This window comes from Thioclava arctica (genome assembly GCF_040892615.1).
Taxonomy (GTDB): Bacteria; Pseudomonadota; Alphaproteobacteria; order Rhodobacterales; family Rhodobacteraceae; genus Thioclava; species Thioclava arctica.
Genome location: NZ_JBFRYC010000004.1, coordinates 210,896 through 235,348, shown reverse-complemented (window position 1 = coordinate 235,348; position 24,453 = coordinate 210,896). Strand labels below are relative to the sequence as shown.

Sequence of the window (24,453 nt, the reverse complement as noted above, 5' to 3'; positions counted from 1 at the left end):
TCTCTCCTCAGGCAAGCGCATGGCGGCTGGAAGCGGCATAGCGCCCGGTCACGTGATGTTCGAGTTGGCGTTCGATATCGCCCAGCATCGAGCTGGCGCCAAAGCGGAACAGATCGGGGTTGAGCCAGTCGCGGCCCAACTCTTCTTTCATCAGAATCTGCCAGGCCAGCGCCTCTTTGGCCTGTTTCATCCCGCCTGCAGGCTTGAAGCCTATTGGATGGCCGGTCAACGCGCCGTAATCGCGCAACGCTCGGATCATCACCAGGCTGACGGGCAGCGTGGCGTTTACGCTTTCCTTGCCCGTAGAGGTCTTGATGAAATCAGCTCCCGCCTGCATCGCCACCATCGAAGCGGCGTAAACAGTGTTGAGCGTTTCAAGCTCGCCCGTGGCAAGGATTGCCTTCATATGGGCATCGCCGCAGGCCGCGCGCATCGCCGTGATCTCATCGTGCAAGCCCTGCCAGTTGCCCGTCAGCGCCAGTTCGCGATTGATCACGATGTCAATCTCGGCCGCCCCTTGGGCCACCGCCCAGCGGATTTCCTCGAGACGCAGATGCAACGGCATCAACCCTGCGGGAAAGCCCGTTGCGACCGAGGCCACAGGGATATTGCTCCCTTCAAGCGCCTTCACAGCATGGGGCACCATCGTGGGATAGACGCAGACCGCCCCCACCGTTAGCGCGCCCGGTTTCAGCCCCAGCCCGGCCTCGATATGGGGCGCAATCGGCTGGCGCGCCTTGGCGCAAAGCCGCTTGACGCGACCCGCCGTATCATCGCCCGCCAGCGTCGTCAGATCAACGCAGCGCACCGCATTGACCAGCCACGCTGCCTGATACTCTTTTTTCACGCTGCGCCGCGTGGTCAGCGTCGCGCATCGGCGGTCAGCGGCGGCACGGTTCACGTGATGGCCCTCGAACATCGCGACGTCCAGCTTCATACCGGGGTTTCGCGCATGCTCGGGATGGGCGGCGGTCGTGGGCACAAGTGCCCCTTCTCGCGACTTCAGATCTGTCTGCGTTTTCATCGCATATCTCCTAGCTCGGAGCCTGTTCGCGCATATCGGCAAGGGCGCGGGACGCAACCCGGCCTGCCCTACGAGAACGGCATATCGGTATCAAGCAAGCGCCTGACTGGAAAGAAACGTCACAAATTCTTGGTCCGTCGCATAGCTTGTCTGGGTGCCGCGACGGGTAATTGACAAGGCGGCGTAGCGCGCAGCGCGGGTGAGCGCGTCATTCGCGTCCACCCCCGCCCCAAGGAAATGCGCGAAACTGCCGATAAAGGCATCACCCGCCCCCGTGGTATCGACGGGGGTGACAGCGACCGGCGCTATCTCGGTGACGCTATCGGCGGTAACGCGACGCGCCCCGCGCCCGCCCAGCGTGACCACGACATTGCGAATGCCGCGTTCGATCAGGCTGCGCGCTGCGGCAACGACCGCCTCATCACTATCCGTGGGCAAGCCCGTCAGCAGCGCCAATTCGCTTTCATTGGGGCAGAACCAGTCCAACCCATTAAGCCGCGCAATATCGAGATCGGGATGCGCGGGTGCGGGATTGAGGATCGTCGCGACCCCTTCGCGCGCACCGAAAGCCACCGCATGATAAACGGTTTCCAGATCGACCTCGAGCTGGAGCAGGATCGCAGAGGCTGCGCGCAGCGTCTTGGCGGCAGCATCGACATCTGACGGGGCCAGCGCGGCATTGGCCCCTTTCACGATCAGGATCGCATTCTCGCCATCACGCTCGACAAAGATCGGCGCCACGCCCGAGGCCTTTCCCGCCACCGTGCGCACATGGGTGGTGTCGATCCCGTTGGCCTCAAGGTTGGCGCGCACTTGCGGGCCAAACGCATCATCGCCCACGCAGGTTACCATCGCGACCTGCGATCCCAGACGCGCGGCGGCAACCGCCTGATTGGCTCCCTTGCCGCCAAATCCCATCGCGAAATCCGGCGCTTCGACGGTTTCCCCGCGCTCTGGCATCCGGTCGATATAGGTCACCAGATCCATCATATTCGAGCCGACTACGGCAATCTTGTCAGACATTCTCGCTCTCCGTCATCTCGGAAATCTTGCGCGCTAGCGCGGCGGTTTGCGCAGCCGTCACATAGCCAAAGCGGGTTGCGAAACGCGCGGTTTCACCCGCCGCAAGGCTGCGCAGGTTCCCCTTGGCTTTCTCGGCAGTGTAGCCCTCGGGTTCGCAGGTCGAAGGCAAGGCAAAGGCCGCAACCGAGGCATCCTCGCCCGCCAGTATCCAGCGCGCGAGATGATCAAGTTGATCGGGCCGCCAGCTCATCACGAACCCGTCGCCCTCGGGGCGTTCAAGCAATGCGTGGCTTTCGCCCTGCGCATCGGCGCACGGGTTTTCGATATACAGTACCTGCTCGGGATGCCATTGCTCAGGGTGATCGAGAACGGCGCTGTCTTGCGGGGTCTTGGCGAGGCGCTCAATGAAATCGGTATAGGCTTGCGTGGGCTGCACATGGGCGGGCACCTCGCGGCGCACACGGGTGCGTTCTGGCGTGAAAGGTGCCGCCTGATGGATGCGCCCGCCTTGCACGAAGGCGAAATTCACATGGCACATATACATCAAGTCCATCGGCAGAGCCGAGCGGTTCTCGACCGTCATCGCCATCTCGATCAGCGTGCCTTCGCGCAGCGTAATCGAGGGCATCGCGCGATAATGGGGACCAAAGCCGCGGATATAATCGACATGCCCGCCAAGGCGCACAAACGCGCCCTGCCCGTCTTCGCCGATCTCCAGATACGCCGTATCCATTGTGGCGCAGGCCATCTCGCCATGCAGCGGATGATCGTCCTGTGGTCCGGGGCAGCCGTTGCGCAACAGCCCGCTGTGATAGGCCAGACAGCCATAGGTTTCCACGATCACCTGCGCAGGACGCGGCTCGCAAAAGGCGCTGTCCATCGTCAGGCGCACCCCGTCAAACACCGCATCCCACAGCATCTGCCCCATATAGGGCAGCATCTCGACCCGACCGCGCGGGGTCTCGACCGCCAGCATCTCAATGCCCAGTCCCGTGCGCCAGCCAGTGACGCTGAAGGCGTCGGTCTTTGCCAGCACAGTTGGTGCTAAACCGAACCGTTCACGCGGGAGGGGGATGATTACGCTCATATTACGATCCTTTCCGGCTGCGCCATGAGTTCAGCGCGATCACCCCGATCAGGAAGCCCCCCCAGACGAAGTCGATCAAGTGGTTGGACACGCGCATCATCTGGAAGCCCGAGGATAGTAGCGTCAGCGAGATCAGCGCCAGCGCCACGCCCAGCACATTCCCGCGACCGCCCGCAGGGTTGGTCCCACCCAACACCGCGATCAGCACCGCCTGCAGCAGGTAGGACGCACCGTAATCGGATTTCGCCGCATTCGTGCGCGCCGATAGCAGCACCCCGGCCATCGCGGCCAGCGCCCCCGTCAGCATATAGGAATAAAAGATCATCTGGCCGCGCTTCACACCCGCATAGACCGCCGCTTTCGGATTGGTCCCGATCAGCTTGAGCCGCAGCCCGAAAGAGGTGCGCGCCAACAGCAAGGACAACGCAATGCAGATCAGCACGAAGATCAACAGCGGCACCGGGATACCGAGCAGCTTCCCATTTCCGATCGCGTTCCAACCCGGCGGAAAGCCCACGATCGCGGGGCCGCCCGTCAGCACAAGGCAGAGTCCGATAAAGACTTGCCCAGTGCCGAGCGTCGCCAAGATCGGCGTGATCTTGAGCACCGAGATCAGAAAGCCGTTCAACAGCCCCGCCGCCATCCCCACAAGCAGCGCCACGATCACCCCAAGCGTTACAGGCCCAAGACCAAGCGCAGCCGAGCCACCATCGCCCGCCATCGTGGCAAACAGCGTGCCCGCGGTGATGCCAGCAAGGTTCGCCACGCCTACGATCGACAGATCGATCCCTCCGGTCAGCATCGCGATCATCATCGCGATCGAGAGAATACCGAGTTCGGGCATGAAAAAGGCCATGGACTCGAAATTATAGGACGACAGGAACATCGTCGGCCTGAGCGCCGTCATGGAGATCAGCACCAGAATGCAAACCACGGCTAGCATCAGGTTGGTCTGCGCCGTCTCACCACTGACCAGATTGCGCAGGCCGGGCCGGGTCACCGTCGAATTTATATCGTTCATCTTCATCTCCTGCCTCAGACCAGCGCACGGCGGTCGCGCAGCGCCGTCACCGTAACTGCCGCGATCAGCATCGCGCCCACGACGATGCGCTGCCAGGTCGTGTCGATCCCCATCAGGATCAGCGAGTTCTGGATCATCACCAGGATGAACACCCCCAGAACCGTACCCAGAACCGTTCCGCGCCCGCCAAATATCGACGCCCCGCCCAGCACCACGGCCGCGATCACGTCCAGCTCCAGCCCGACGAAATCACGCGGATTGGCCAGCCAAATCATCGAGGAGTGCAGCAGGCCGGAAAAACCTGCCAGCGCGCCCGCCGTGACATAGACGAAAATCATCGTGCGCCCGGTCGAGAAACCGACCCGCTTGGCGGCCTCGGGATCGGCGCCATAGGCATAGACCGAACGACCGATCATCGTGTGTTTCAACACCAGATGCAGCGCCAGCGCCAGACCGAGATAAATCACGATCATCGCCGTCAGCCCGTAGGTCGAGCCATTCGCGCGCTCCAGCGTGAACAGATCGGTCTTGCCAAACTCGACCAGCGCATCGGGCATCTTGTTGATATTCACATTCGAGGTGCCCACAAGCCCCAGCACCAACCCGCGCACCACCGAGGCAGTACCAAGCGTCACGATCAGCGGGATCATCTTGAACCGATGGATAATGCCGGCATTCATCAGCCCCAACAGCCCGCCGATCAGGATCGCGGACATGAAAGGCAGCACCAGCCCGTTGTAATCCAGCACCACCATCGAACGCACCGTCAGATACATTCCCGCCACGGCAAAGGCGGTAAAAGACACGTCGATCCCACCCGAGATCATCACCAGCAAGACGCCAAGCGCCATGATGCCGATGACCACGTTCTCCTTGAGCAGGCTGAACAGGTTGGACATTTGCCAGAAGGCCGGATTCACGAGGCCGATGAAGATCATCGCCACGACAAGAATTGCCAGGATAATCGCATCCGAGCTGCGCAGGAATCTCATGCGTGTTCTCCTTCGATTTCACGCGAGAGCGCCGCATCAAGCGCCTCTTCGGTCAGCGTCTCACCCGACAATTCGCCCAGAATGCGGCCCTCGGTCATGCACAGCACCCGGTTGCAGTTCGCGGCCAGCTCGGGCAGGTCGTCCGAGATCATCAGCACGGCAAGATCGGATTTGCGGGTCAGGTCTTGGATGATGCCGTGGATCTGCTCTTTTGAACCGACATCGACACCCACAGTCGGCCCGTTCAAGATGAGCACCCGCGCATCCGTCATTAGCCAGCGCCCGATCATCACGCGCTGCGCATTGCCGCCCGAAAGCGTACCGACCGGCACATCTATGCCGGGGGCGGAAATCGCCATCTCGGCAAACATCTTGCGCGTCTCGGCGCCTGCCTTTTCGGTATCCAGCCAGAGATGAGGCGCGAACCGCTCCATCGAAGAGACAATCGCATTGTCGCGGATCGAGCGGGTCAGGAACAAGCCTTCCGACAACCGGTCCTCGGGAACATAGGCCAACCCCGCCGCGATCGCCTCGGGCACGGATTTCGGTGCGACCGGAACGCCATCAACGCGCATCTCGCCGCTCATGTCTTGGCGCAGCCCAAAGATCGCCTGCGCGATCGCCTTGCGCCCGGCCCCGATCAACCCCGACAGGCCGACGATCTCGCCCGGCATCAGGGTCAGATTGATATCACGCGCCTTGTCGCCCACCGAAACATTGCGCAATTCCAGCCGCGGCTTACGCCCCGTGACATCGGGCGCGACAAAGCGGCCCTGATGCAGATCGCGCCCCGTCATTGCGCGGGTGATCGCGCGCTCGTCAAAGTCCGAAATCGGCCCTTCGGTGACTTTCTTACCATTGCGAAACACCGTGAGGCGTTCGGAAATCTCAAGCATTTCGCGCATCTTATGGCTGACAAACAGCGTGGCGATGCCATCGGCCTGCAAGTCGTGCACGATGCGAAACAGCCGCTTGACCTCACGCCCGGTCAGCGTCGTGGTCGGCTCATCCATGATAATCAGGCGGGCATCCGCCAACATCGCGCGAGCAATCGCAACGATCTGGCGCCCTGCGGCGGGAAGGGTTTCGACAGTCGCATCCAAATCCAGCGACACGTCGAGACGCGCCAGAACTTCGCGCGCCATCTTGCGCGCCCGTGTCCAGTCGATGCGCGTCTTGCCCTCGCGCAGGAAGCTGTTGAGCGTGAGATTCTCAACCACGCTCAGCGTCGGAAACAGTGAGAAATCCTGATAGATCACCTGCACGCCATGCGCGATCGAGGTCACTGGATCGAGGCGATCAACCTTTTGACCATCAATGAATATCTCGCCCTCATCAGGCTGGTAGACGCCGGAGACGACCTTGATAAGGGTGGATTTTCCCGAACCGTTTTCGCCAGCCAGACAATGGATGCGCGCGGCATCAAGCGAAAGCGACACATCGTCAAGCGCACGCACGCCGCCAAAGCGCTTCGAGATGTTGCGCAGCTCGATCAGAGGAGCGGATGTCATGGAATTCTCCTGTTGAGCAGGGGCCACAGAGGGTGGCGCGACAGGCGCACCACCCAGCTTCAGGCGTAGACAGCGATCAGAAGTCGTACTGATCCATGTTGTCCTTGGTCACCCCGACCCAGCCAGCGCCGTAAAGCACCTTGGCATCGGCACTATCGGCCTCTTTAAGATCGCTATAGCCCTGCAGGCCAAGATTGGTGCCCGCACCGATATCGGCATGCTCTTTGCCTGCGTCACGCGCCTTCAACTCGGCCAGCGCGATCATGTTCATCGCGTAACCTGCAACAGCCGGATCCCAGAACTGAATGTAGCTGATATCGCCCTGCGAGATATACTGACCGGCCACCGAGGGCAGACCGGTGCCTGCGAAGTGCAGCTTGCCTTGCAGACCGCTTTCCGCGATCAGACGCCCTGCGCCTGCCGAGGTCGGCATCGGACCACCGACGATCCCTGCGATATCGGGATGTGCAGTCAACGCCTCTTTCAGCTTGTTGTAATCGGTGTTGGCGTCGTCATAGGTTTCCAGCCGTTCAGTCGCGAGCGACATCTCCGGATAGGCTTCTTTCTGGCGCGCGATGGCCCCGTCGATCCACTCGTTTTGCGACTTCGAGGTGAGCGAGCCGACAGTGGCGACATATTGCCCCTTCTCGCCCATCTGTGCGGCGAGGTGATCCATCAGTTCTGCACCATAAGCGAGGTTGTCAAAGGCTTCGATGTCGTAATCGACATTCTTGATGTTGGAGGCCTCGTGGCTGACCACGACGATGCCACGATCGCGTGCCTTCTTGAGAACTGGCTCGAGGGCCTCGACCGAGAACGGCACGACGGCAATCGCGTCCACGCCTTGCGCGATCAGGTTCTCGATGAGTTGCACCTGCGCGGCAGCGTCGGCCTGCGAGGGTCCAACCATCCAAGTGTCGCTACCAGTGTCGTCACCGAACTGCTTCACACCGTCGCGCATCCGGTCAAACCAAGCGATGCCATCGACCTTCACCACGGTCGCGATGTGATAGGTCTTTTCCGAGCTGAGCATGGCTTTGTCGACATTGCTCGTGTCGACCACTTGCTGTGCCAGAACCGGGCTGGCGACAGCCATCGCGAGCGCGACAGCCGGAATGAATCCGAACTTCATGGTTACTCTCCCTTGTTGCGGACCTCCTCGCCCGCGTTTCCCGTCTACGGCACGGGTTTCAACCCACCGCACGAGTTATGTTACGATCGCAACATAACCTCGCCGAACATCTATTCGTGAAAAGGAAGTGTCAACCGATTTTTCAGCTGCGCCGCAGAATAAAGCCCGACCTCTGTGACGAGGCCGGCAATCTCATTGATTTCGCAAAACGCGACGGATTTCGATGCGCCGATCTTGCTTTCATCCAGCACGAGAAAGCTTTGATTTGAAAGGGAAATAGCGGCCCGTTTCAGTGCCACTTCGTAGTCGTGAGAACAGCTGACTGTCCCTCGTTTATCAATGCCACCAGCAGACAGAAACGCGACATCTATGGCCAACGGCGCAAGGCGGATTTCCGGATTGTCCGCGTGACAGGACCGGGTGCTGGATTTGATTTCGCCCCCCAAAAACTCCACCGGAACGTCCGAGCGCCCCTGCAGGATCTCGGCGGTGGTAAAGCAATGCGTGATGATTCGACGCGCCTTGCTATGGGCAAGCAGGCGCGCAAGATGGGGCAGCGTCGTTCCGGTATCGAGAAACACCACCGCGCCATCCGGCACGAGTGCGCGGGCATGTTCGCAGGCTGCACGTTTGGCATCGATCGCGCGTGTCATCTGGGCGTCGAAATCATAATGCTCGGTCGTACGGGTGGCCACAATATAGCCGCCCCGACACGCAAAGCCCGACGCTGCCTGCGCCGCATCCCGGCGCAAGGTCATCTCTGTCACGCCAAGTTGGTGCGATAGATCGCGCAGGCGCAGAGAGGGAGAAACGTCAAGCAGCGCGCTGATTTGCGCGATCCGTTCTTGCTGGCGGCTGGGTCGAGTCACGGGCGAGCCTTGGGGCTAAATAGGGAATAAAAAGGAATGTTAGCTGCGCGAATTGTCCGAAACCCATGCGCCAAAAGCAAGAGGGCTTGCTTTCAAGCGCGGAAAACAGATCACGCGCTTGCCTCGGCCATAGACTGGCGCAACGACTTTGCTGTGCCCTGAAGCGTCAGGAAGGCGTTGAACCGCGCTTCGTGAATGCGTGCGACGGCCCCTATGGCAGGGGCAAATCGATCATCGACATGCGACATTGACCGCATCGCCTCTGTCATCTCTCCAAAGCGCCCCCCCGCCAAAGCCCCCAATATCGCCGCGCCCAAAAGGACGGGCTCGTCACATTGCGTAATCACGGTATCGACCCCCGTCGCATCCGCGATGATCTGGCGCGTGAGCGGATGTGAGCCTGCGCCGCCGGAAATCGAGATCTCGGTTATCGGCGCACCATATTTGGCTTGCGTTTCAATGATCTGACGCAGCCCGTAGCCCAATCCACACACCCCGGCGATGTAAAGCATCACAAGAGAATCGAGCCCCGTTTCCATCCCCTGTCCGACAATCACCGCGCGGGCGTCGGGATCGGCAAGGGGCGCCCGATTGCCCAGAAATTCGGGCACCACATGGAGCGATTGCGCAAGACGAACGGCGTCTGACGCCGAACCCGCCAGCGCCAACGCCCGATCCGCAAGAAATTGCGGCACCGAAACGCGCGCATCTTTCGCCAGAGCGTCCGCCTCAGCCGCAGCCGGATGCATCTGAACGAGATGTGCGATCGCTGCACCTGCCGCCGATTGCCCACCTTCGTTGAGCCACATTCCCGGAATCATCGCCGAATAATAGGGCCCCCAGACGCCGGGCACAAAGACCGGCTCGCGGGTCGACGTCATCGTGCAAGAAGACGTACCGAAAACATATCCCAAACACTGGGCCGGATCGTCTATTCCGCCTGAGGCTGACACGGTCCCGACCCCGCCGGCATGCGCATCAATCAAACCTGCCGCGACAGGCGTGCCTGCACATAGGCCAAGTGCCTGTGCAGCGTCGTCACTCAGGCCGGTTCCCAGCGCGGTGCCCGGCTCAACGATGCGCGTCCCGATCCGGGCGAACCCGTCCTCAGCAAGATCCCCAAGTCCGATGGCGTGAAAATACCCCTCATCCCAGCGATTTTCATGCGCCAGATAGGTCCATTTGCAGGTCACGGTGCAAGAAGACCGCTCCAGTGCGCCGGTCGCCTTCCAAGTGAGGAAATCCGTCAGATCGAAGAACTGCGTGGCAGCAGCATAGGTATCGGGGCGCTCCTCTTTGAGCCAAAGAAGCTTCGGGGTCTGCATCTCAGGCGAGATCCGCCCGCCCACATAGCGCAGCACATCGTGGCGGCCCTCATTGATCCGTTTCGCTTGATCGCGCGCTCGGTGGTCCATCCAGACGATGACATCGCGCTCTGGATGGGTGCTGTCGCTCACCGCAAGCCCGCCTTGCGCGCCGATCACAACAAGCGAACAGGTCGCATCGAACCCCATACCCGCCACGTTCCGGGCGTCGATCTGTCCCGTGGTTAAAGCCTCGCGCACGGCAGCGCATACGGCTTGCCATATCTGCGCACTCGACTGCTCGACCTGACCGAAATCGTCAGACCAGATATCTAACGGATGTTTACCCACCGCTAGAAGTTCCCCCCGATCGTCGAATACTCCCGCCCGAGCGGACCCGGTTCCAACATCGATTCCGATGAACAATTTACCCGCCAAGATCGCCTCCCCTCGTTCGCCGCCAACATCCATAACGACATCAACAAGCGAACGCCAACCCGAGACAGATCATATGCCCTGACGGGCAGCGAACAGACAGGCTTGGCCCAATCATCTTGCGCCTCACTTGCTGGTCCAGAGTTTAGCTTTCTGTCCCCCCAAAAATCGTTGGCGATGGTATCGCCCTCTCTGTCGAAGCAATGTCGTTCGCGGGCTCAACCCCCGATCTTGGCATGCAGGTCCTTTCCCAGCTCTTCATCAACGGCTGGGGGTTTCTTGCCTCCACGCACAAAAACGCCCGATGCGCCTTCAAGCAGCGCATGTTTCCATTGAGGAAGCATCGTCGGGTGGACCCCGAAACGGCTGGTCAAATCGCTGCGCATCTCATCGCCGTTCAATGCTTCCAGCGCGACCTTGGCGGTGAAGTCTGGGGGATGTTACGTCAGTGTCCGAATGTCGGGGGAGTTCTGTCGGGTGAAACGTCCCCAAGCGGGACAAAACGATCGTCAGCGTTGCGTAATCAAGTTCTGCTTTCGGCGTAAAATGTGTCCAGCCTGATCGCATAGTGAAGGCCACGCACAGGATTGTTCTTTATGCAGCACAGCGCATGAGCCTGAGCGCAATCAATGATTAGCGCAATCGTATTTTTGGCAAACCCTTGCCTTGAGTATGCTGGTGGCAATTGTGCCTGTTGGCTCAGCAACCCGCAAAAAGGATCAACATGTTACCGAAAGAGACGGACACGGTTATCGTCGGTGGCGGTCAGGCCGGGCTGGCGATGAGTGAGCATCTCAGCAATTGCGGCATCGCCCACGTAGTCTTGGAGCGCGCGCGCATCGCTGAGCGTTGGCGCACAGAGCGTTGGGATTCGCTTGTGGCGAATGGCCCTGCTTGGCACGACCGTTTCCCGAGCATGGAATTTAGCGATACGGACCCGGACGCATTTGCGTCCAAGCACAGCGTTGCGTCCTATTTCGAAGACTTCGCCAAGCAGATCGACGCCCCGATTTACTGCGGCGTCACGGTGCGAAATGCTCGGCGGATGGAAAACGCGACGGGCTTCAGGGTCGAGACATCGGAAGGGCTGATCGAGGCGCGCAACATCGTCGCCGCAACGGGGCCGTTTCAAAAACCGGTCATTCCGCCTGTGGTGCCCGAGCTAGTCGGTATCAAGCAGATGCATTCCTCGGCCTACCGCAACCCGGAGCAGCTGCCCCAAGGCGCTATCATGGTCGTCGGCGCCGGGTCATCGGGGACGCAGATTGCCAGCGAACTACGGCACGCCGGACGCAAGGTTTACCTGTCGGTCGGGCCACATGACCGCCCTCCCCGCAGCTATCGGGGCCGGGATTTTTGCTGGTGGCTTGGCGTTTTGGGGAAATGGCAGGCCAAGACGCCGCCCGCAGGACAAGAGCATGTCACCATTGCCGTCAGTGGGGCCAATGGCGGCGAAACGGTCGATTTCCGCAAGCTTGCCGAAACGGGAATTACACTCGTTGGCCGCACGCAACGATTTGAAAACGGCAAACTGCTTTTCAACGCCGATCTGGTCGAAAACATCGCTGCGGGCGATGCGAACTATCTGTCCCTGCTGCAAGAGGCGGACGACTATGTGGCGCGTGAAGGGCTTGATCTTCCACCAGAGCCAGAGGCCCACATCATTCCGCCTGATCCGGACTGTCTGACAGAGCCGGTTCTATCATTGGACCTGGCGCAGGCGGGGATCACGACGATTATCTGGGCCACAGGATTTGTGCAGGATTTCAATTGGCTAGAGGTTGACGCCTTTGGCGCAGACGGCAAGCCGCAGCATGATCGCGGCGTGTCCACCGCACCCGGCGTTTATTTCCTAGGCCTGCCGTGGCTGTCGATGCGAGGCTCTTCGTTTATCTGGGGGGTCTGGGTCGATGCGCAGTATTTGGCAGAGCATATTGCGGCCAAGCGCCTTGCGGCGACGGGGTAATGGCGCATGCACACGGTTGAAATTCTAAAGGCGCTGATCGGGTTTCCGACGATCAGTGCGGACCCAAATGACGACCTCATCGCGTACTGCGCAGACCTGCTGCGCGAAACGGGCGCAGAGGTCGTGATCATCAAAGACCCCGATCAGCCCAAGGCAAACCTTTACGCAACGATCGGCCCCACCGACCGTCCCGGTGTGCTGCTGTCGGGCCATACCGACGTGGTTCCGGTGGCGGGCCAGAGCTGGTCGATGCCGCCCTTCGCGTTGACCGAGCGCGATGGCAAGTTCTACGGGCGTGGCACGGCCGATATGAAAGGCTTCGTCGCAAGCGCGCTGTCTGCGGCCTTGCGTGCATCCAAGATGGAGCTGAAAACCCCGTTGCACCTCGCCTTGTCCTACGATGAGGAAGTCGGCTGCCTCGGCGTGCGCTCGTTGATCGACATGCTGGCAGTGGCGCCGTTCCGGCCCCAGTTCTGCATCGTCGGCGAGCCGACGCAGATGATGGTCGCCACGGGCCATAAGGGCAAAACCGCGTGCCGCGTTACATGCACCGGGCGCGAAGCCCATTCCGCGCTGGCGCCGACGGCCCTAAATGCCATCCACTTGGCCTGCGATATGATTTCCGCGATCCGCGCGATCCAAACCGACATCAGCCGCACCTCAGTGCCGGATGATGATTACGACGTCACCTATTCGACGCTTCACGTTGGACGCATCAGTGGCGGTGTCGCGCTGAACATCGTGCCGAATACAGCCGAATTTCTGTTCGAAATTCGCAATCTGCCGGCGGATGATCCCCAAGCCATTTTAGAGCGATTGAAAGCCGCCGCAGAGGATCTGCTGGCCCCGCTTCGCCCCGACTTTCCCGAAGCAAACATCGTGATTGAAACGACTGGCAGCTACCCCCCACTTTCCACCGCTCAGGATGCGGAGGTCGTTCGTTTCGTGAAATCCCTCACGGGCCAGAATGCAACACTCAAACTCGCGTTCGGCGCGGAAGGCGGGCTGTTTTCAACGCAACTTGATATCCCGACGGTCATCTGCGGCCCCGGCTCGATGGCGCAGGGGCACCGACCGGACGAATTCGTCAGCGCCGATCAGCTCGCAAAATGCGATGCTATGCTGGACACGCTTCTGGATCGGCTGGTCGCGGGTCTCTAGGGTTGGTCGTGAGAACGCAGCAGACCCGCGGTTTTCAGATGCTCTTTCGCATGTCGAAAAAACGCGGCGACGATAGCAGAACGATAGTCCGACCCCTTGGTCGCCAGCCCCAGAATGACGGGGCGAATGGCCCCCGTCAGCGGAAGCGTGACGAGTTTTTCGCCATCCGGTGCCAGATCGGATCTTGTGCGCATATTCACCAACCCAAAGCCATAGCCATTGGCCACAAGGCTGCGCGCCATCGACATATCAGACGTCCGCTCGGTGATATTCGGGCGCAAACCGCAATCCTGAAAGATCGACAGGAAATAATCGCGGCTCAGCGGCAGATCGAGCAGGATCATCGGCTCGTCCTTCAGGTCTGCTAGGTTCAAGGACGGCTGTTTCGCCTTCGGGTGATTTGTGGCCAACATGACGTATGGCGGCAAAGACACCACGGCATCAAAGTGAATGTCCTTTGGAATTTCAATATCATAGGTGATCGCGACGTCGATTTCAGCCTGTCCCAGCATGCGCAACAAATCTATCTGACTGCCATCTTTCAGGACCACCGACGCATCAGGATACTCCGCCTCGAACGACCGGCGCAGCGGGGCGCTGAGCAGTGGCGCGATCGTGGAAAGCGCGCCAATCGTGATCGGCCCACGCGCCTTTTCAACGATGTCATTGGCAAGGTCATTGAGGCCGTTCGCGCTGAACAGGATCTGTTTCGCCTCGTTGAAAACGCGCCTGCCGCCCGGCGTCAGGGACAGGCCTTGAGCATGATGGCGCACGAATAACTGCACGCCCAGATCGGTTTCCAACTGACTGATCGCCGATGAAATCGACGGTGAGGACACGTTGACGCGCTGTGCGGCCAAGGCAATCGTGCCCGCCTCGCCGACGGCGACCAGATATTCCAACTGTCTGAATGAAAAACGCAAAGGCATGCGCAAGAGTGGCTTTCGGGGCCCGCAATATCAAGCCGTGTTATTCATCCCCAGCCACGCCATAAGACGGAGCCTCACGCGGATCGAGGGCGCGTTGCACATAGGCGTCCAGTTGCGGCTGATAGATGGCCCATGCCGTGGCAACCGCCTCAATCGGGCAGTCCTCGGTCCAGTCGCACCGCAGATCGGCTACGGGCCATGCCACGGTATCGCACATCTGAAGACCTGCCGAATGGATCGGGCCAGCCTCGCCGCCCGCAGCCAATCCGGCGCGCATCGCCGCCAGCAGGCGATCCCCCAGATGGCCGGTCGCATTCTCGAACCCGGCAACCATCGCCTGTGGCACGTCTTCATTCGCCAACAAGTTGCCCGCCGCAATCACGTTCACCCCGCGCGCTTGCGTCCATATCCCTAGCGAGCGCGGCCCCGAATGGATCGCCGTGCGGCCGTTGCGATCAATCGCCAGCACCTGCCGATACTCCATGAACTGCGCCTGACCCTGAATCTGCGCAATCGCGTCCGTAGCGGACAGGCCGCCTTGCATCAAATCCAGCGCCAACGGCCCCAGTGTCGGGTCGGTGATGTTCTGGCTCGACACTGCGCCAACGCCTGCGCGGGTGTAGGAACACCGCGCCGCCACGGCGGGCGAGGACGATGCGATCGCAGTTCCGAACATGCCTGTTTGCGCGCAGCGCGCGACCAATGAAAATGTCATGCCGGGATCACCGCAGTGCCATCGATCTCAACCAGCCATTCCGGCCGCGCCAATGCCTGCACCACCAGCCCGGTCGACACCGGATGCACCCCTTTGATGTATTCGCCCATCGTGCGATAAACGGCCTCGCGGTGACGCACATCCGTAATATAGACGACAACCTTGACCAGATCGGCCATTTCGCCGCCCGCTTCTTCGATCAACTGCTTGATATTTTGCATAACCTTATGGGTCTGCTCTATTGGATCATGGCTCTCGATGTTTTTGAAGTCATCCAGACTTTGCGGACATTGTCCGCGCAGATACACCGTCTTGCCGCCTTGCGTCACAACCGCTTGGCACAGATCATTGTCGAGCGACTGTTCGGGATAGGTATCTTTGGTGTTGAATTTGCGAATGCGTGTATGGGTCATGAGTTGTCCTACTGATGGTCCGCTGCCTGTATGCGTGCGTTGATATACTGCGCAAAATCATAGTTCGGCCGCTCCAGATGGGACAGATGCCCCGGCGATGCCGATTGTGAGCGCAGCCCCCGATAGACCTTCTCCGTGCACCCCCTATCCTCGACGTTCACGTCATCCAGCAAGGTCTTGAGCTGCACGAAATTGGCCTGCGCATCGGGATCATCTGCGTAGTCATTGGACATGCCGCCGCCAAAGCCGATGCGGACTTGGCCCACGCCGTGCGGATGCAGCGTCAGATACCAGAAATAGCCCGGCGTCAGCGTAATCAGCAGACTCGGATAGATCGCCAACAGAAAGGTTGTGCGACGACGCTCGCCCTGCATCCGCGTGTTATTGGGATGCGCCATCGCGATCCTGAGGGTCTCGTCCTTTAAGATCGTATGATAGTTGAAGCTGTCTTCACCGGGCGGGCAGATCATTTCATTCAACTTGGACAGGCCACCGATTGTCCCCGCATGGCAGACGGGCAAATGGTAGCTCTCCATGAAATTTTCGGCCAAGACCTTCCAGTTGGTGTCCCAGATATGGGTCTCGAAAAAGGTCTCGGTGTAATTTGTCATGTCGTAATCAGCGACAAGGTCTTCGACCTTTGCCAGTTGCTGCGCCACGGCGGGGATGTCGGGGTTTAGCGTCACGAAAACCCAACCAAGCCATTCTTCGCAGCGGATATCCGGTAGGCTGTAGTCCGATTTGCAAAACCCTGCGTTCTGATCCATCGCAGGCGCGCCGCGCAGCGATCCGTCCAGATTGTAGGTCCAGGCGTGATAGGGGCAGACAATGCTGCGCGTGTTGCCACGGCCTTCAAGCAAGGTCGACATCCGGTGGCGGCAGACATTTGACATCGCGCGCAACGCGCCAACCTTGTCGCGCAACACGATGATCGGCTGATCCGCGAGATCCAAAGTGATGTAGTCACCGGGATTGGCCAGCGCATCGGCGCGCCCGGCGCAGAACCAGTCATGGGCAAAAATCGAGGACGTCTCGCGCGCCAAAAACGCCTCGGACGTGTAAACGGAGGGCGGCATCGCGCGGGCTTGTTCAAACGGAAGTGACACGTTTTTGCGAAGGTCTTCGGCTGCGTCTTTCATCTTGTGTCCCTTCGTGATGATCGGGCGTCGGTCAAAGTTTTTATGGCAGATAACGAAATCGCGAAATGCTACGGCAGAATACCTTCGCAGCCTCGGGTCGAACGGCTTTCAAAACGTTGCGCTTTTACGCCTCCACACATCGTCGAAGACCAAACACAAATAAAGCAACCTCTTTCGCAGTCTTGCTTTGCCAAAAACTAATCATGGCCAGCAAGAAAAAGCCGCCATTCGCAGCATCGTCGAAAATCGTCAAAATGCGGTCATGCGACGGCAGGACACAGCCTTCTTGGCGCTCTCAGTCACCATCAACGGTCCCGCCCCTGTCGCATCGGCTAAGTCGGAATTAGCGGTCATCAGAGCGGAATGACGCAGCCTCGCGAGTGCTGCATCGCAAGTTTTGTCTGACATAGATCAAGGCAGCCTGACGCATCATATGCGCAAATGCGCATAAAGGAGAATGCCCCATGATTCTGTCCGCTCTGTCTGCCCTCGCCGAACCGACGCGTCTTGGCGTGATTCCGCTTCTCGCGGATGGATCGGAACATTGCGTCTGCGAATTGATGAAAAAGCTCGACGCCACGCAAAGCCGGATGTCGCGCCACATGCAGGTGCTCAAGCAGGCCGGGTTGGTCGTGGATCGGCGCGACGCGCAATGGGTGCGCTACCGACTTAACCCCGACATGCCGCCCGAGATCCGTGCGGTCATAGAGGCTGTTCTCGCCGCAAGCGCGGCGGAAGCCGAAGAAAGGAAAGCCGCATGAGCGTCGATATCACAAGCCCACCCCGTCCTGCGCGCCCCGACTGGCTTTGGCATCTGGGGGTGGCCGCCTTCGTGCTTGGCTGGTGGCTGCTTTATGGTCAGCTCGTGCCGATCTCGGAATGGATCACCGCGCAACTTCCCGTCGCGCGCCACAGCCACACCGGTGAGGCAATCGCCTTTTTCTTCTACGACGTGCCCAAGGTGATGATGCTCCTCACGCTTATTGTCTTCGCGATGGGCGTCGTGCGCAGCTTCTTCTCGCCCGAGAGGACCCGCGCGGTCCTGTCGGGGCGGCGCGAAGGGGTAGGCAATGTGCTGGCCGCCGGGCTGGGGATCGTGACGCCGTTCTGCTCGTGCTCGGCAGTCCCCTTGTTCATCGGTTTTGTTTCGGCGGGGGTGCCTCTGGGAGTGACCTTTTCGTTCCTGATCGCGGCACCGATGGTGAATGAGGTCGCGCTGATCCTTTTGTTCGGCCTTGTTGGCTGGAAGGTGGCGGCGATTTACCTTGGCTTCGGCCTTGCGATCGCGATCCTTGCGGGCTTCGTCATCGGCAAGCTGCATCTTGAGGGCTGGCTGCAGGATTGGGTGCGCGACATCCATTCCGGCGCGAACACCGCCGGGATCCTCGACGAAGAGCACCTGACGCTGGTCGATCGCTATCGTCTTGGACTTGAAGCGGTGCGCGAGATCTTCGCCAGAGTCTGGGTCTGGATCATCCTCGGGATCGCGATGGGCGCGCTGATCCACGGCTATGTGCCCCAAGACCTGATGGTGCGCATCATGGGCGCGGGGACGTGGTGGTCGGTGCCCGCAGCGGTGCTGATGGGCATTCCGATGTACACCAATGCCGCGGGCGTCATCCCGATCGTCGAGGCGCTTTTGGGCAAGGGCGCGGCGCTTGGCACCGTGCTGGCTTTCATGATGAGCGTGATCGCGCTGTCCCTGCCCGAGATGATCATCCTGCGCCAGGTCCTGACGCTACGCCTGATCGCCGTATTCATCGGCGTGGTGGCAAGCGGCATCCTTGGCGTCGGCTTCCTCTTCAACCTGATTTTCTGAAAGGACTATCCAATGAAAACCGTCAAAGTATACGGCCCCGGCTGCAAACGCTGCGCAGCAACTGAGGACATGGTCAAGGACGCGGCCGCGCGCCTTGGCATCGCGGTTGAGGTCGAGAAAGTGTCCGACCCGCGCGCCATCGCGATGGCCGGAGTCATGTCGACCCCCGGCATTTCCATCGACGGCAAGCTGGTTCACGCAGGCGGCCTGCCGGACCAGACCAAGCTGGAAGGCTGGCTGTCGGCTTGACGGCAGGTTGCGCAACGCGCTTGAGGGGATGGCCGTCTAGGTTTGGCAGCGGTGTCATATCAGAAGCGGCGGGCTTGGCTCACGAAGCAGTCATTTCTTTTGCCGAAATGCGCTGCGCGCCTCAAACCCTATTTCACCTTCAAGAAGCCCTATGAGATTGCCTAAGTGTCTCGGCATGCGCTTTCGCGTTTTGTCATCATCAAAGCTTCCAATAACGGCAGCCAACCTATTGGTTGGTATAGAAAAATAATCGATCTTGGAAAGAATTCTGGTTGCAAGGTCCGCATCAATGCAAGGCATCATATGTTTCCTTTGCCAGCAGCCGATCTTCTATACTTTAAGCAAAGGTAAGTGCCACCTTGACCGTCTGCAACGGGCCCAGAGCCGCCCTTGTTGGAAACCATAATACGCTTAGCCGGGTGTTACGCTCGTAGCATAGCGGCATTCTTCCCCTCAGGCATGCGCCCCAAGCGCTTGCAGCCTAGTCACACCTCCCTCCCCCTCTTGCACAGGGCCTTCTGGCAAGACTGCGGCGCGCTTTAGATCGCGGCCTTGGCCAAGTGCGGTTGCCAGAAATATCGCACCAAGGCCTGACGCGCGTAGGCCGGACGGCTGAGTTTTTGCGGCTTTGGGACGTCTTTCGCGACCTGCTGAAACAATGCCCCGGCAGCGACAATATCCTCCGCAGAGGCCCGCCCTTTCAGGTCAATGCCATGAAAGCGCTCTAAAAACATAAGCGCTGCTTTGCGCCCCTCCCAATACTCTCGTCCGATGATATCGTCTCCCGGCCTGATCTTGGCCAAATCGACGGATGACATACCGGTCCGCGCAAATATGTAGTGAATAATCCAGTTGACCTCATCTGTAAGCGGCGCGCCCTCTAGCCCGGGCCGCTTCAGTCGAACAAGGCTGAAGCACTGAACATTCAGAAAACCGCGCACGAATGGATCATTCCACGCCTTCACCCCGATCCATTTGCCCGAGGGGTTGCGCAGGAGCGGCAACATGAGATTAGAGACCTGATGCGCAAGGGCGGTTTTCTTCCTACGCAGCAAGTCCCAGAAATACCCGTAGCGACCGTAGTCTCGCGCAAGACGTGCGACGAGCCAGAGGCCCGTTAAGGCACTGAGAATAAGGCTGCCGCCGATAAGGACTGTCGGCGCTGGAGAGAACGCAGGCGCGATTTTTTTCACGACCGCCACCGCCACCCCCACGACAAGCATCCAAAAAAACCAGCTTAAATACGTCAGAACCGCCAAGTTGAATGCATGGCGCACAAGACCATCGAGTGACCATCGCCCGCAGCGCCACAGGAATCGAAGCAGGAAGAAGGCAGCGATTGCACACAGCAGCGCGGCGATCGGTAGCAGGACATAATACCAGAGTGCGTTGGCGATAGACTGCTGGTTTTTGCCAATCCACTGAAGACCGGCATAGCCCAATCCCAACAACACGATGGCGCCAAGCGCACCGCCTCCCGAGCCACCAGAAGACCCGCGCGGTCCCTTTCGGATTCTAGCCGGCTCATTCACATAGCCAAAACCCTGGCACCGTTGACATTGCATGAAATCATCGGCCGCGCCGTAAGCCGCGCCACCGGATGCATTTATCCGGCCTGTGCCATTGCAGGCTTTGCATCGCGACATCGCCACACCCCCAAGTGCCGTTGCGGAAATCGCCCTCCCATTGAAGTTAACAAGGGTATCACGGTTTTCTGAACACCCAAATTCCTAGGGCAAGACAGCGGTCGGGCCGAACGCCCCCACTCAGCCCATGCGATTTGAGCTGTAGCTACCGGGCGAGGCCATGAAGACCACGGTCTTGTTTGCGTTCAGAAAAACCCGGTGATGGGCATGGGCGGCTCGCGCCAGCCGGTCATAAGCCCGGCCGCAATCAGCAAAGCCCATGCCGCGCGCCCCCAAAAAACTTTGGGGGTGAGAGGGCGCGCGGCAGCCTAGCTATGCCTATGCGCGCCATGCGAGAACAGCGGCCGGTTGGTCTTGTCCAGCAGCACCTGCTTGAAGCGCGGGCGGTGGCCCATCAGGCTGTCGGCCCCGAGCTTGGCAAAATCCAGCACCACCATCCAGACGAGGTTATAGACCCAGACCAAAGCGATGATATGCCACGGAAGCGCTGGCATCAGCCAGCCAAAGCCTGTCATCAACACCGCCAAGACCTGCGTCGCAAGGATCGCCGAAACCAGCGGCCAAGCCGGATAAGGTTTGCGCCAGAAGCTTTTGCGATTGCGGGTGACGAACAGCATCAGATGGCCACCGACCACGAGTTGCAGGAATATCATCGTTTGCAGATGCGGCGTGTCCATCGCGAACGGGATCTTGCCCAGATACATCAGGCCAAAGGTCTGGATCACCGACAAAAACCCCAGCAAAGACGAGACCCCCAGCACCCAAGGCATGTTCCAGCGCACCGGTTTCTTGCTCAGCCATGTGTTGTCATAGGCGATGGTCATGATCGGAATATCATCAAGCAAAGCCAGCAGGATGATCATCACCGCCGTCAGCGGATAGACCCCAAAAATCAGCATTGCGAGCACTACGAACAGCATGATGTCGATGGTCATCGCGATGCGGTAAATCGTGTAAGAGGTCATGCGCTCAAAGATCCGCCGCGCCTCTTCCACCGCTGAAATGATGGTCGACAACCCCGGCGTGGTCAGGATCAGATCGGCTGCGGCGCGCGCGGCATCGGTGGCGCCCGACACGGCGATCCCCACATCGGCCTGCTTGATCGCGGGGCTGTCGTTCACCCCGTCTCCGGTCATGCCCACAAGGTGGCCGCGATCCTGCAAGGCCTTGACGATGCGGTATTTATGCTCGGGGAAGACACGGGCGAACCCGTCTGCGGCCTCGACCTGTTCGGCGGCATCTGCGGGCACCTGAGTGCCATCGCTCCCGAACAGATCGGTGGCAGGGCGGATATTCGTGCCCAGCCCCAGCTTGCCCGATATCTCGCGCCCGATGGCGGTATCGTCGCCAGTCACCATCTTGACCTCAATGCCATGGGCGCGCGCCTCGGCGATGGTCTGCGCGGAATCTTCGCGCGGCGGATCAAACAGCGGCAGGATGCCAAGAAAGACCCAGCTTTGCCCGGCATCGTCCGAGCGCGCCACACCCAGCGTGCGAAACCCCTTGGTGGCGAGGGCATCCACGATCCCCTTGGCGCGCGTGATGGTGGCGTCATCGGGCGCGCAGAGGCCCAGGATCACCTGCGGCGCGCCCTTGCTGACGCGAAAGGCCCCCTGCGGGCCGGTCACATCGGCCTGCGTGCGTTTGCCCACCGGATCAAAGGGGGTAAAGGCGGTCTGCGTATAGCCAGCAAGAGCGGCCTCGTTCAGTCCACCGATCACGGCAAGGTCGATGGCGTCTTTGTCTTCCGCCTTAGAGGCGAGCGCGCCCGCAAGGATCAGCGCGGGCGCATCGGTGGCCGCGAACAGCTCAGGATCGCCCAAGGTCAGCTTGTTCTGGGTCAGCGTGCCGGTCTTGTCCGAACACAGAATATCGATGCCCGCCATTTCCTCGATGGATTGCAGGCGCGACACGATCGCCTTCTTCTTTGACAGCGCCAACGCGCCCAGCGCCATCGTCACCGACAACACGGCAGGCATCGCCACCGGGATCGAGGCCACGACAAGGATCAGCACGAATTGCAACAGCCTCGCGGGGCTTTCTCCGCGAAACAGCTCGACCAAGATCAGCACCGCCGAAAGAACCAGCGCCACGAGGATCAGGAAATCCCCGATCCGCAAGACGGCGCGCTGGAAATGCGACACCGCGCCCGCGCCTTCCACCAGCTTGGCGGTGCGCCCAAAGAAGGTGTTCGCGCCCGTCGCTATGACCTGCGCCACCATCTCGCCCTGCTTGGCAATCGAGCCGGAATAGGCGTCTTCACCGGGCTTTTTCGCCACCGGCAGGGACTCCCCCGTCAGCGCGGCCTGATCGATCGAAAGATACGCGCCCTCTCGCAACCGCACATCGGCCGGGATCACATCGCCAAGGCGAATGCGGATCACATCGCCGGGCACCAGATCGGCGGCGTCGATCTCTGCCCATTTACCGTCGCGCAAGGCGCGCGCCCTCAGCGCAAGTTGGTTCTTCAGTGCGGCCAAAGCATCATCAGCCTTGCGTTCCTGCCAAAACCCGACGCCTGCATTAAACAGCAGCAGCACCAGAATGATCGCCAGATCCGCCCAATGCGCATCCAGCGCCGAAAGCACCGCCGCCGCCTCGATCATCCACGGGATCGGCCCCCAGAAATAGCCAGCCAGCTTTTTCAGCGGGCTGACCCGGTGCTCTTCCAGCGCGTTGGGGCCGAATGTCTCTAGCCGCTTGCGGGCCTCAGCCGCGCTTAGCCCCGCCGTCAGATCAGTTTCCTCAATCGGCGCGGCAGCATTTGCGCCCGCCGTCATGACACCGCCTCCATGATCCACTTGGCGATACCCGGCCAAGTGTCTTTCAGCGTATTGGAGCCCATGAACAGTCCGATATGCCCGCCCGGCACCGTCTGCTTGACCATCTTTGCAGGATCGGTGCCAACAAGATGCTCGGCAGCGTAGACCTGCTCCCATGTCGTGATGTCGTCGCTTTTGCCCGCCAGCATATACAGCGGACAGGTGATCGCCTTGAGATCAAGCGTTCGCCCCAACCCGACGAATTGGCCCTTGGCGAACATGTTTTTCTTAAACAGCAATTCAATCGACTGCAGGTAATACGGCCCCGGCAGGTCGATCGGGTTTTCATACCAGCGCTCAAAAGCCTTGGTGCGTTTGAGGTATTTTTCATCCGTCGCATGGGCGTAGAGGTCGATGAATTTGCCTAGGTATTGCTCGCCCGGGTGCATATTCTTCCAGCCTGCCAGCATATATTGCCCCAGCATCCGCCCACCGCCGCTTTTGACCATCTCGCGATACAGATCGAGCGGCATTTCATGCGCCAGCTTGCGGATCGGTCCGTGTCCAGCATTGGTGTCGATGGGCGATCCCGCCAGCACCAGCGCGGCCACCTTTTCGGGGAAGCGCGCGGCATACATTGCCGACATCCAACCGCCCTGACACAGCCCGACCAAGGCCACGCGCCCGCCCAGATCATCGACCACCGCGTTGATCTCGGCAAGATATTTGTCGATGTTGAAATCACGCATTTCGGGCGTGGCCGCCTTCCAATCCATCGCCAGCAGACGCGGCACCCCGGCATCCAGCAATGTTTCGATCAGGCTTTGCCCTTTTTGGTAATCCGCGATGGTCGAGCTGTGCCCGGCATAGGGCGGATCAATCAAGACCGGCACGCCACCCTGCCCTGCCCCTTTGCGGGTGAAATCGCGCAGCCGCATCGTGTCCATCTCTTGGAGAACGCGGTTTTCCGTGGCCCAGACCGAGGGCTGCGGATCGGTGATCTCGGCAATCTCGGCCACGGCTTTCATGTTCTGGCGAAACAGGTCCAGACCGTCCTGACCCATCTCCATGCTCATGGCCAAGGGCCAGAACCATGGAACGGAATGGTCGATTTTCGGAGTTTTAATGGGTGATGTCGTCATGATCTTTCCTTTCGAGAAATCGGCACGCGTCTCCTCCCCAAGCGCGGCACTTGCTTGCGTTACTGGGCGGTAGATCCGCCATCGACCACCGGCGCGCTGCCGGTGGCGCATTTC

22 protein-coding genes and 1 pseudogene are annotated in these 24,453 nt (G+C 60.1%); 5 read left to right on the top strand and 18 right to left on the bottom strand.

From position 1 onward, the window contains the following. Positions 1-7: 7 nt before the first annotated feature. From deoC to AB4874_RS09395, 10 genes are all read right to left on the bottom strand, one after another. The gene (deoC, locus tag AB4874_RS09440) at positions 8-937 is read right to left on the bottom strand and encodes a deoxyribose-phosphate aldolase (RefSeq protein ID WP_295533323.1); all 930 of its coding nucleotides are present in this window, start codon (positions 935-937) and stop codon (positions 8-10) included. A gap of 177 nt (positions 938-1,114) precedes the next feature. Continuing rightward, positions 1,115-2,047, bottom strand: a complete 933-nt coding sequence (gene rbsK / locus AB4874_RS09435) for a ribokinase (RefSeq protein WP_368391794.1) — start codon at positions 2,045-2,047, stop codon at positions 1,115-1,117. Further along, positions 2,040-3,134: a DUF4432 family protein gene (locus AB4874_RS09430; RefSeq protein WP_368391793.1), complete on the bottom strand. Its 1,095-nt coding sequence runs from the start codon at positions 3,132-3,134 to the stop codon at positions 2,040-2,042. The genes rbsK and AB4874_RS09430 overlap by 8 nt, the downstream gene beginning before the upstream one ends. A gap of 1 nt (position 3,135) precedes the next feature. Next, positions 3,136-4,155 (bottom strand): ABC transporter permease, encoded by a 1,020-nt coding sequence (locus tag AB4874_RS09425; RefSeq protein WP_368391792.1) that lies wholly within the window; start codon positions 4,153-4,155, stop codon positions 3,136-3,138. 14 nt (positions 4,156-4,169) lie between these two features. Next, entirely contained in the window at positions 4,170-5,147 is a 978-nt protein-coding gene (locus tag AB4874_RS09420) for an ABC transporter permease (RefSeq protein WP_368391791.1), read from the bottom strand. Then, on the bottom strand, positions 5,144-6,658 hold the full coding sequence (locus AB4874_RS09415; protein WP_295533190.1) for a sugar ABC transporter ATP-binding protein: 1,515 nt from the start codon (positions 6,656-6,658) through the stop codon (positions 5,144-5,146). Before AB4874_RS09415 ends, AB4874_RS09420 begins: the two co-directional genes overlap by 4 nt. A gap of 76 nt (positions 6,659-6,734) precedes the next feature. After that, positions 6,735-7,790: an autoinducer 2 ABC transporter substrate-binding protein gene (locus AB4874_RS09410; RefSeq protein WP_368391790.1), complete on the bottom strand. Its 1,056-nt coding sequence runs from the start codon at positions 7,788-7,790 to the stop codon at positions 6,735-6,737. A gap of 110 nt (positions 7,791-7,900) precedes the next feature. Further along, positions 7,901-8,659, bottom strand: a complete 759-nt coding sequence (locus AB4874_RS09405; protein WP_295533194.1) for a DeoR/GlpR family DNA-binding transcription regulator — start codon at positions 8,657-8,659, stop codon at positions 7,901-7,903. 110 nt (positions 8,660-8,769) lie between these two features. Further along, a complete protein-coding gene (locus AB4874_RS09400) occupies positions 8,770-10,434 on the bottom strand; it encodes an FGGY-family carbohydrate kinase (RefSeq protein WP_368391789.1) in 1,665 nt (554 codons plus the stop codon). A gap of 182 nt (positions 10,435-10,616) precedes the next feature. Beyond that, positions 10,617-10,784: a hypothetical protein gene (locus tag AB4874_RS09395; protein WP_368391788.1), complete on the bottom strand. Its 168-nt coding sequence runs from the start codon at positions 10,782-10,784 to the stop codon at positions 10,617-10,619. 338 nt (positions 10,785-11,122) lie between these two features. Between AB4874_RS09395 and AB4874_RS09390 the strand changes: the two genes are divergently transcribed. After that, positions 11,123-12,364: a flavin-containing monooxygenase gene (locus tag AB4874_RS09390; RefSeq protein ID WP_368391787.1), complete on the top strand. Its 1,242-nt coding sequence runs from the start codon at positions 11,123-11,125 to the stop codon at positions 12,362-12,364. 6 nt (positions 12,365-12,370) lie between these two features. After that, on the top strand, positions 12,371-13,525 hold the full coding sequence (argE, locus tag AB4874_RS09385) for an acetylornithine deacetylase (RefSeq protein ID WP_368391786.1): 1,155 nt from the start codon (positions 12,371-12,373) through the stop codon (positions 13,523-13,525). Here the strand turns inward: argE and AB4874_RS09380 are convergent. The 4 genes from AB4874_RS09380 to AB4874_RS09365 form a co-directional block, all read right to left on the bottom strand. Continuing rightward, positions 13,522-14,427 (bottom strand): LysR family transcriptional regulator, encoded by a 906-nt coding sequence (locus tag AB4874_RS09380; RefSeq protein ID WP_368391785.1) that lies wholly within the window; start codon positions 14,425-14,427, stop codon positions 13,522-13,524. The genes argE and AB4874_RS09380 overlap by 4 nt on opposite strands. A 67-nt stretch (positions 14,428-14,494) precedes the next feature. Beyond that, positions 14,495-15,169, bottom strand: a complete 675-nt coding sequence (locus AB4874_RS09375; RefSeq protein WP_368391784.1) for a DUF1028 domain-containing protein — start codon at positions 15,167-15,169, stop codon at positions 14,495-14,497. Beyond that, positions 15,166-15,582 carry a RidA family protein gene (locus AB4874_RS09370; RefSeq protein WP_368391783.1) on the bottom strand — a complete coding sequence of 139 codons (417 nt, stop codon included), beginning with the start codon at positions 15,580-15,582 and terminating at the stop codon, positions 15,166-15,168. The genes AB4874_RS09375 and AB4874_RS09370 overlap by 4 nt, the downstream gene beginning before the upstream one ends. 8 nt (positions 15,583-15,590) lie before the next feature. Next, the gene (locus AB4874_RS09365; protein ID WP_368391782.1) at positions 15,591-16,721 is read right to left on the bottom strand and encodes an aromatic ring-hydroxylating oxygenase subunit alpha; all 1,131 of its coding nucleotides are present in this window, start codon (positions 16,719-16,721) and stop codon (positions 15,591-15,593) included. A gap of 464 nt (positions 16,722-17,185) precedes the next feature. Here AB4874_RS09365 and AB4874_RS09360 point away from each other — a divergent pair, with 464 nt between their 5' ends. From AB4874_RS09360 to AB4874_RS09350, 3 genes are read left to right on the top strand one after another with little or no spacing between them, the layout of a single operon-like run. Further along, positions 17,186-17,482, top strand: coding sequence for an ArsR/SmtB family transcription factor (locus tag AB4874_RS09360; protein ID WP_295533213.1), 297 nt, complete (start codon positions 17,186-17,188; stop codon positions 17,480-17,482). Further along, positions 17,479-18,540, top strand: a complete 1,062-nt coding sequence (locus AB4874_RS09355) for a permease (RefSeq protein ID WP_295533215.1) — start codon at positions 17,479-17,481, stop codon at positions 18,538-18,540. The genes AB4874_RS09360 and AB4874_RS09355 overlap by 4 nt, the downstream gene beginning before the upstream one ends. Before the next feature lie 12 nt (positions 18,541-18,552). Next, positions 18,553-18,789 (top strand): thioredoxin family protein, encoded by a 237-nt coding sequence (locus tag AB4874_RS09350; protein ID WP_295533217.1) that lies wholly within the window; start codon positions 18,553-18,555, stop codon positions 18,787-18,789. Between the two features lie 539 nt (positions 18,790-19,328). On the opposite strand, the gene AB4874_RS09345 is transcribed toward AB4874_RS09350, so the two are convergent. The 4 genes and pseudogenes from AB4874_RS09345 to AB4874_RS09330 form a co-directional block, all read right to left on the bottom strand. Continuing rightward, positions 19,329-20,435, bottom strand: a complete 1,107-nt coding sequence (locus AB4874_RS09345) for a DnaJ-like cysteine-rich domain-containing protein (protein ID WP_368391781.1) — start codon at positions 20,433-20,435, stop codon at positions 19,329-19,331. Positions 20,436-20,555: 120 nt separating this feature from the next. Beyond that, positions 20,556-20,660: pseudogene (gene purU / locus AB4874_RS09340) on the bottom strand (formyltetrahydrofolate deformylase); the annotation flags it as partial. An 83-nt stretch (positions 20,661-20,743) separates the two neighbouring features. Next, a complete protein-coding gene (locus tag AB4874_RS09335; protein ID WP_368391780.1) occupies positions 20,744-23,215 on the bottom strand; it encodes a plasma-membrane proton-efflux P-type ATPase in 2,472 nt (823 codons plus the stop codon). Beyond that, complete coding sequence (locus tag AB4874_RS09330) at positions 23,212-24,339, bottom strand: alpha/beta fold hydrolase (protein WP_368391779.1); 1,128 nt, start codon at positions 24,337-24,339, stop codon at positions 23,212-23,214. Before AB4874_RS09330 ends, AB4874_RS09335 begins: the two co-directional genes overlap by 4 nt. Positions 24,340-24,453: the final 114 nt, after the last annotated feature.

Coding starts and splice junctions, on each gene's coding strand:
- deoC (WP_295533323.1), bottom strand. CDS start 937: ATGAAGCTGGACGTCGCGATGTTCGAGGGCCATCACGTGAACCGTGCC.
- rbsK (WP_368391794.1), bottom strand. CDS start 2,047: ATGTCTGACAAGATTGCCGTAGTCGGCTCGAATATGATGGATCTGGTG.
- AB4874_RS09430 (WP_368391793.1), bottom strand. CDS start 3,134: ATGAGCGTAATCATCCCCCTCCCGCGTGAACGGTTCGGTTTAGCACCA.
- AB4874_RS09425 (WP_368391792.1), bottom strand. CDS start 4,155: ATGAACGATATAAATTCGACGGTGACCCGGCCCGGCCTGCGCAATCTG.
- AB4874_RS09420 (WP_368391791.1), bottom strand. CDS start 5,147: ATGAGATTCCTGCGCAGCTCGGATGCGATTATCCTGGCAATTCTTGTC.
- AB4874_RS09415 (WP_295533190.1), bottom strand. CDS start 6,658: ATGACATCCGCTCCTCTGATCGAGCTGCGCAACATCTCGAAGCGCTTT.
- AB4874_RS09410 (WP_368391790.1), bottom strand. CDS start 7,790: ATGAAGTTCGGATTCATTCCGGCTGTCGCGCTCGCGATGGCTGTCGCC.
- AB4874_RS09400 (WP_368391789.1), bottom strand. CDS start 10,434: ATGGATGTTGGCGGCGAACGAGGGGAGGCGATCTTGGCGGGTAAATTG.
- AB4874_RS09395 (WP_368391788.1), bottom strand. CDS start 10,784: ATGCGCAGCGATTTGACCAGCCGTTTCGGGGTCCACCCGACGATGCTT.
- AB4874_RS09390 (WP_368391787.1), top strand. CDS start 11,123: ATGTTACCGAAAGAGACGGACACGGTTATCGTCGGTGGCGGTCAGGCC.
- argE (WP_368391786.1), top strand. CDS start 12,371: ATGCACACGGTTGAAATTCTAAAGGCGCTGATCGGGTTTCCGACGATC.
- AB4874_RS09375 (WP_368391784.1), bottom strand. CDS start 15,169: ATGACATTTTCATTGGTCGCGCGCTGCGCGCAAACAGGCATGTTCGGA.
- AB4874_RS09370 (WP_368391783.1), bottom strand. CDS start 15,582: ATGACCCATACACGCATTCGCAAATTCAACACCAAAGATACCTATCCC.
- AB4874_RS09365 (WP_368391782.1), bottom strand. CDS start 16,721: ATGAAAGACGCAGCCGAAGACCTTCGCAAAAACGTGTCACTTCCGTTT.
- AB4874_RS09360 (WP_295533213.1), top strand. CDS start 17,186: ATGATTCTGTCCGCTCTGTCTGCCCTCGCCGAACCGACGCGTCTTGGC.
- AB4874_RS09355 (WP_295533215.1), top strand. CDS start 17,479: ATGAGCGTCGATATCACAAGCCCACCCCGTCCTGCGCGCCCCGACTGG.
- AB4874_RS09350 (WP_295533217.1), top strand. CDS start 18,553: ATGAAAACCGTCAAAGTATACGGCCCCGGCTGCAAACGCTGCGCAGCA.
- AB4874_RS09345 (WP_368391781.1), bottom strand. CDS start 20,435: ATGTCGCGATGCAAAGCCTGCAATGGCACAGGCCGGATAAATGCATCC.
- AB4874_RS09335 (WP_368391780.1), bottom strand. CDS start 23,215: ATGACGGCGGGCGCAAATGCTGCCGCGCCGATTGAGGAAACTGATCTG.
- AB4874_RS09330 (WP_368391779.1), bottom strand. CDS start 24,339: ATGACGACATCACCCATTAAAACTCCGAAAATCGACCATTCCGTTCCA.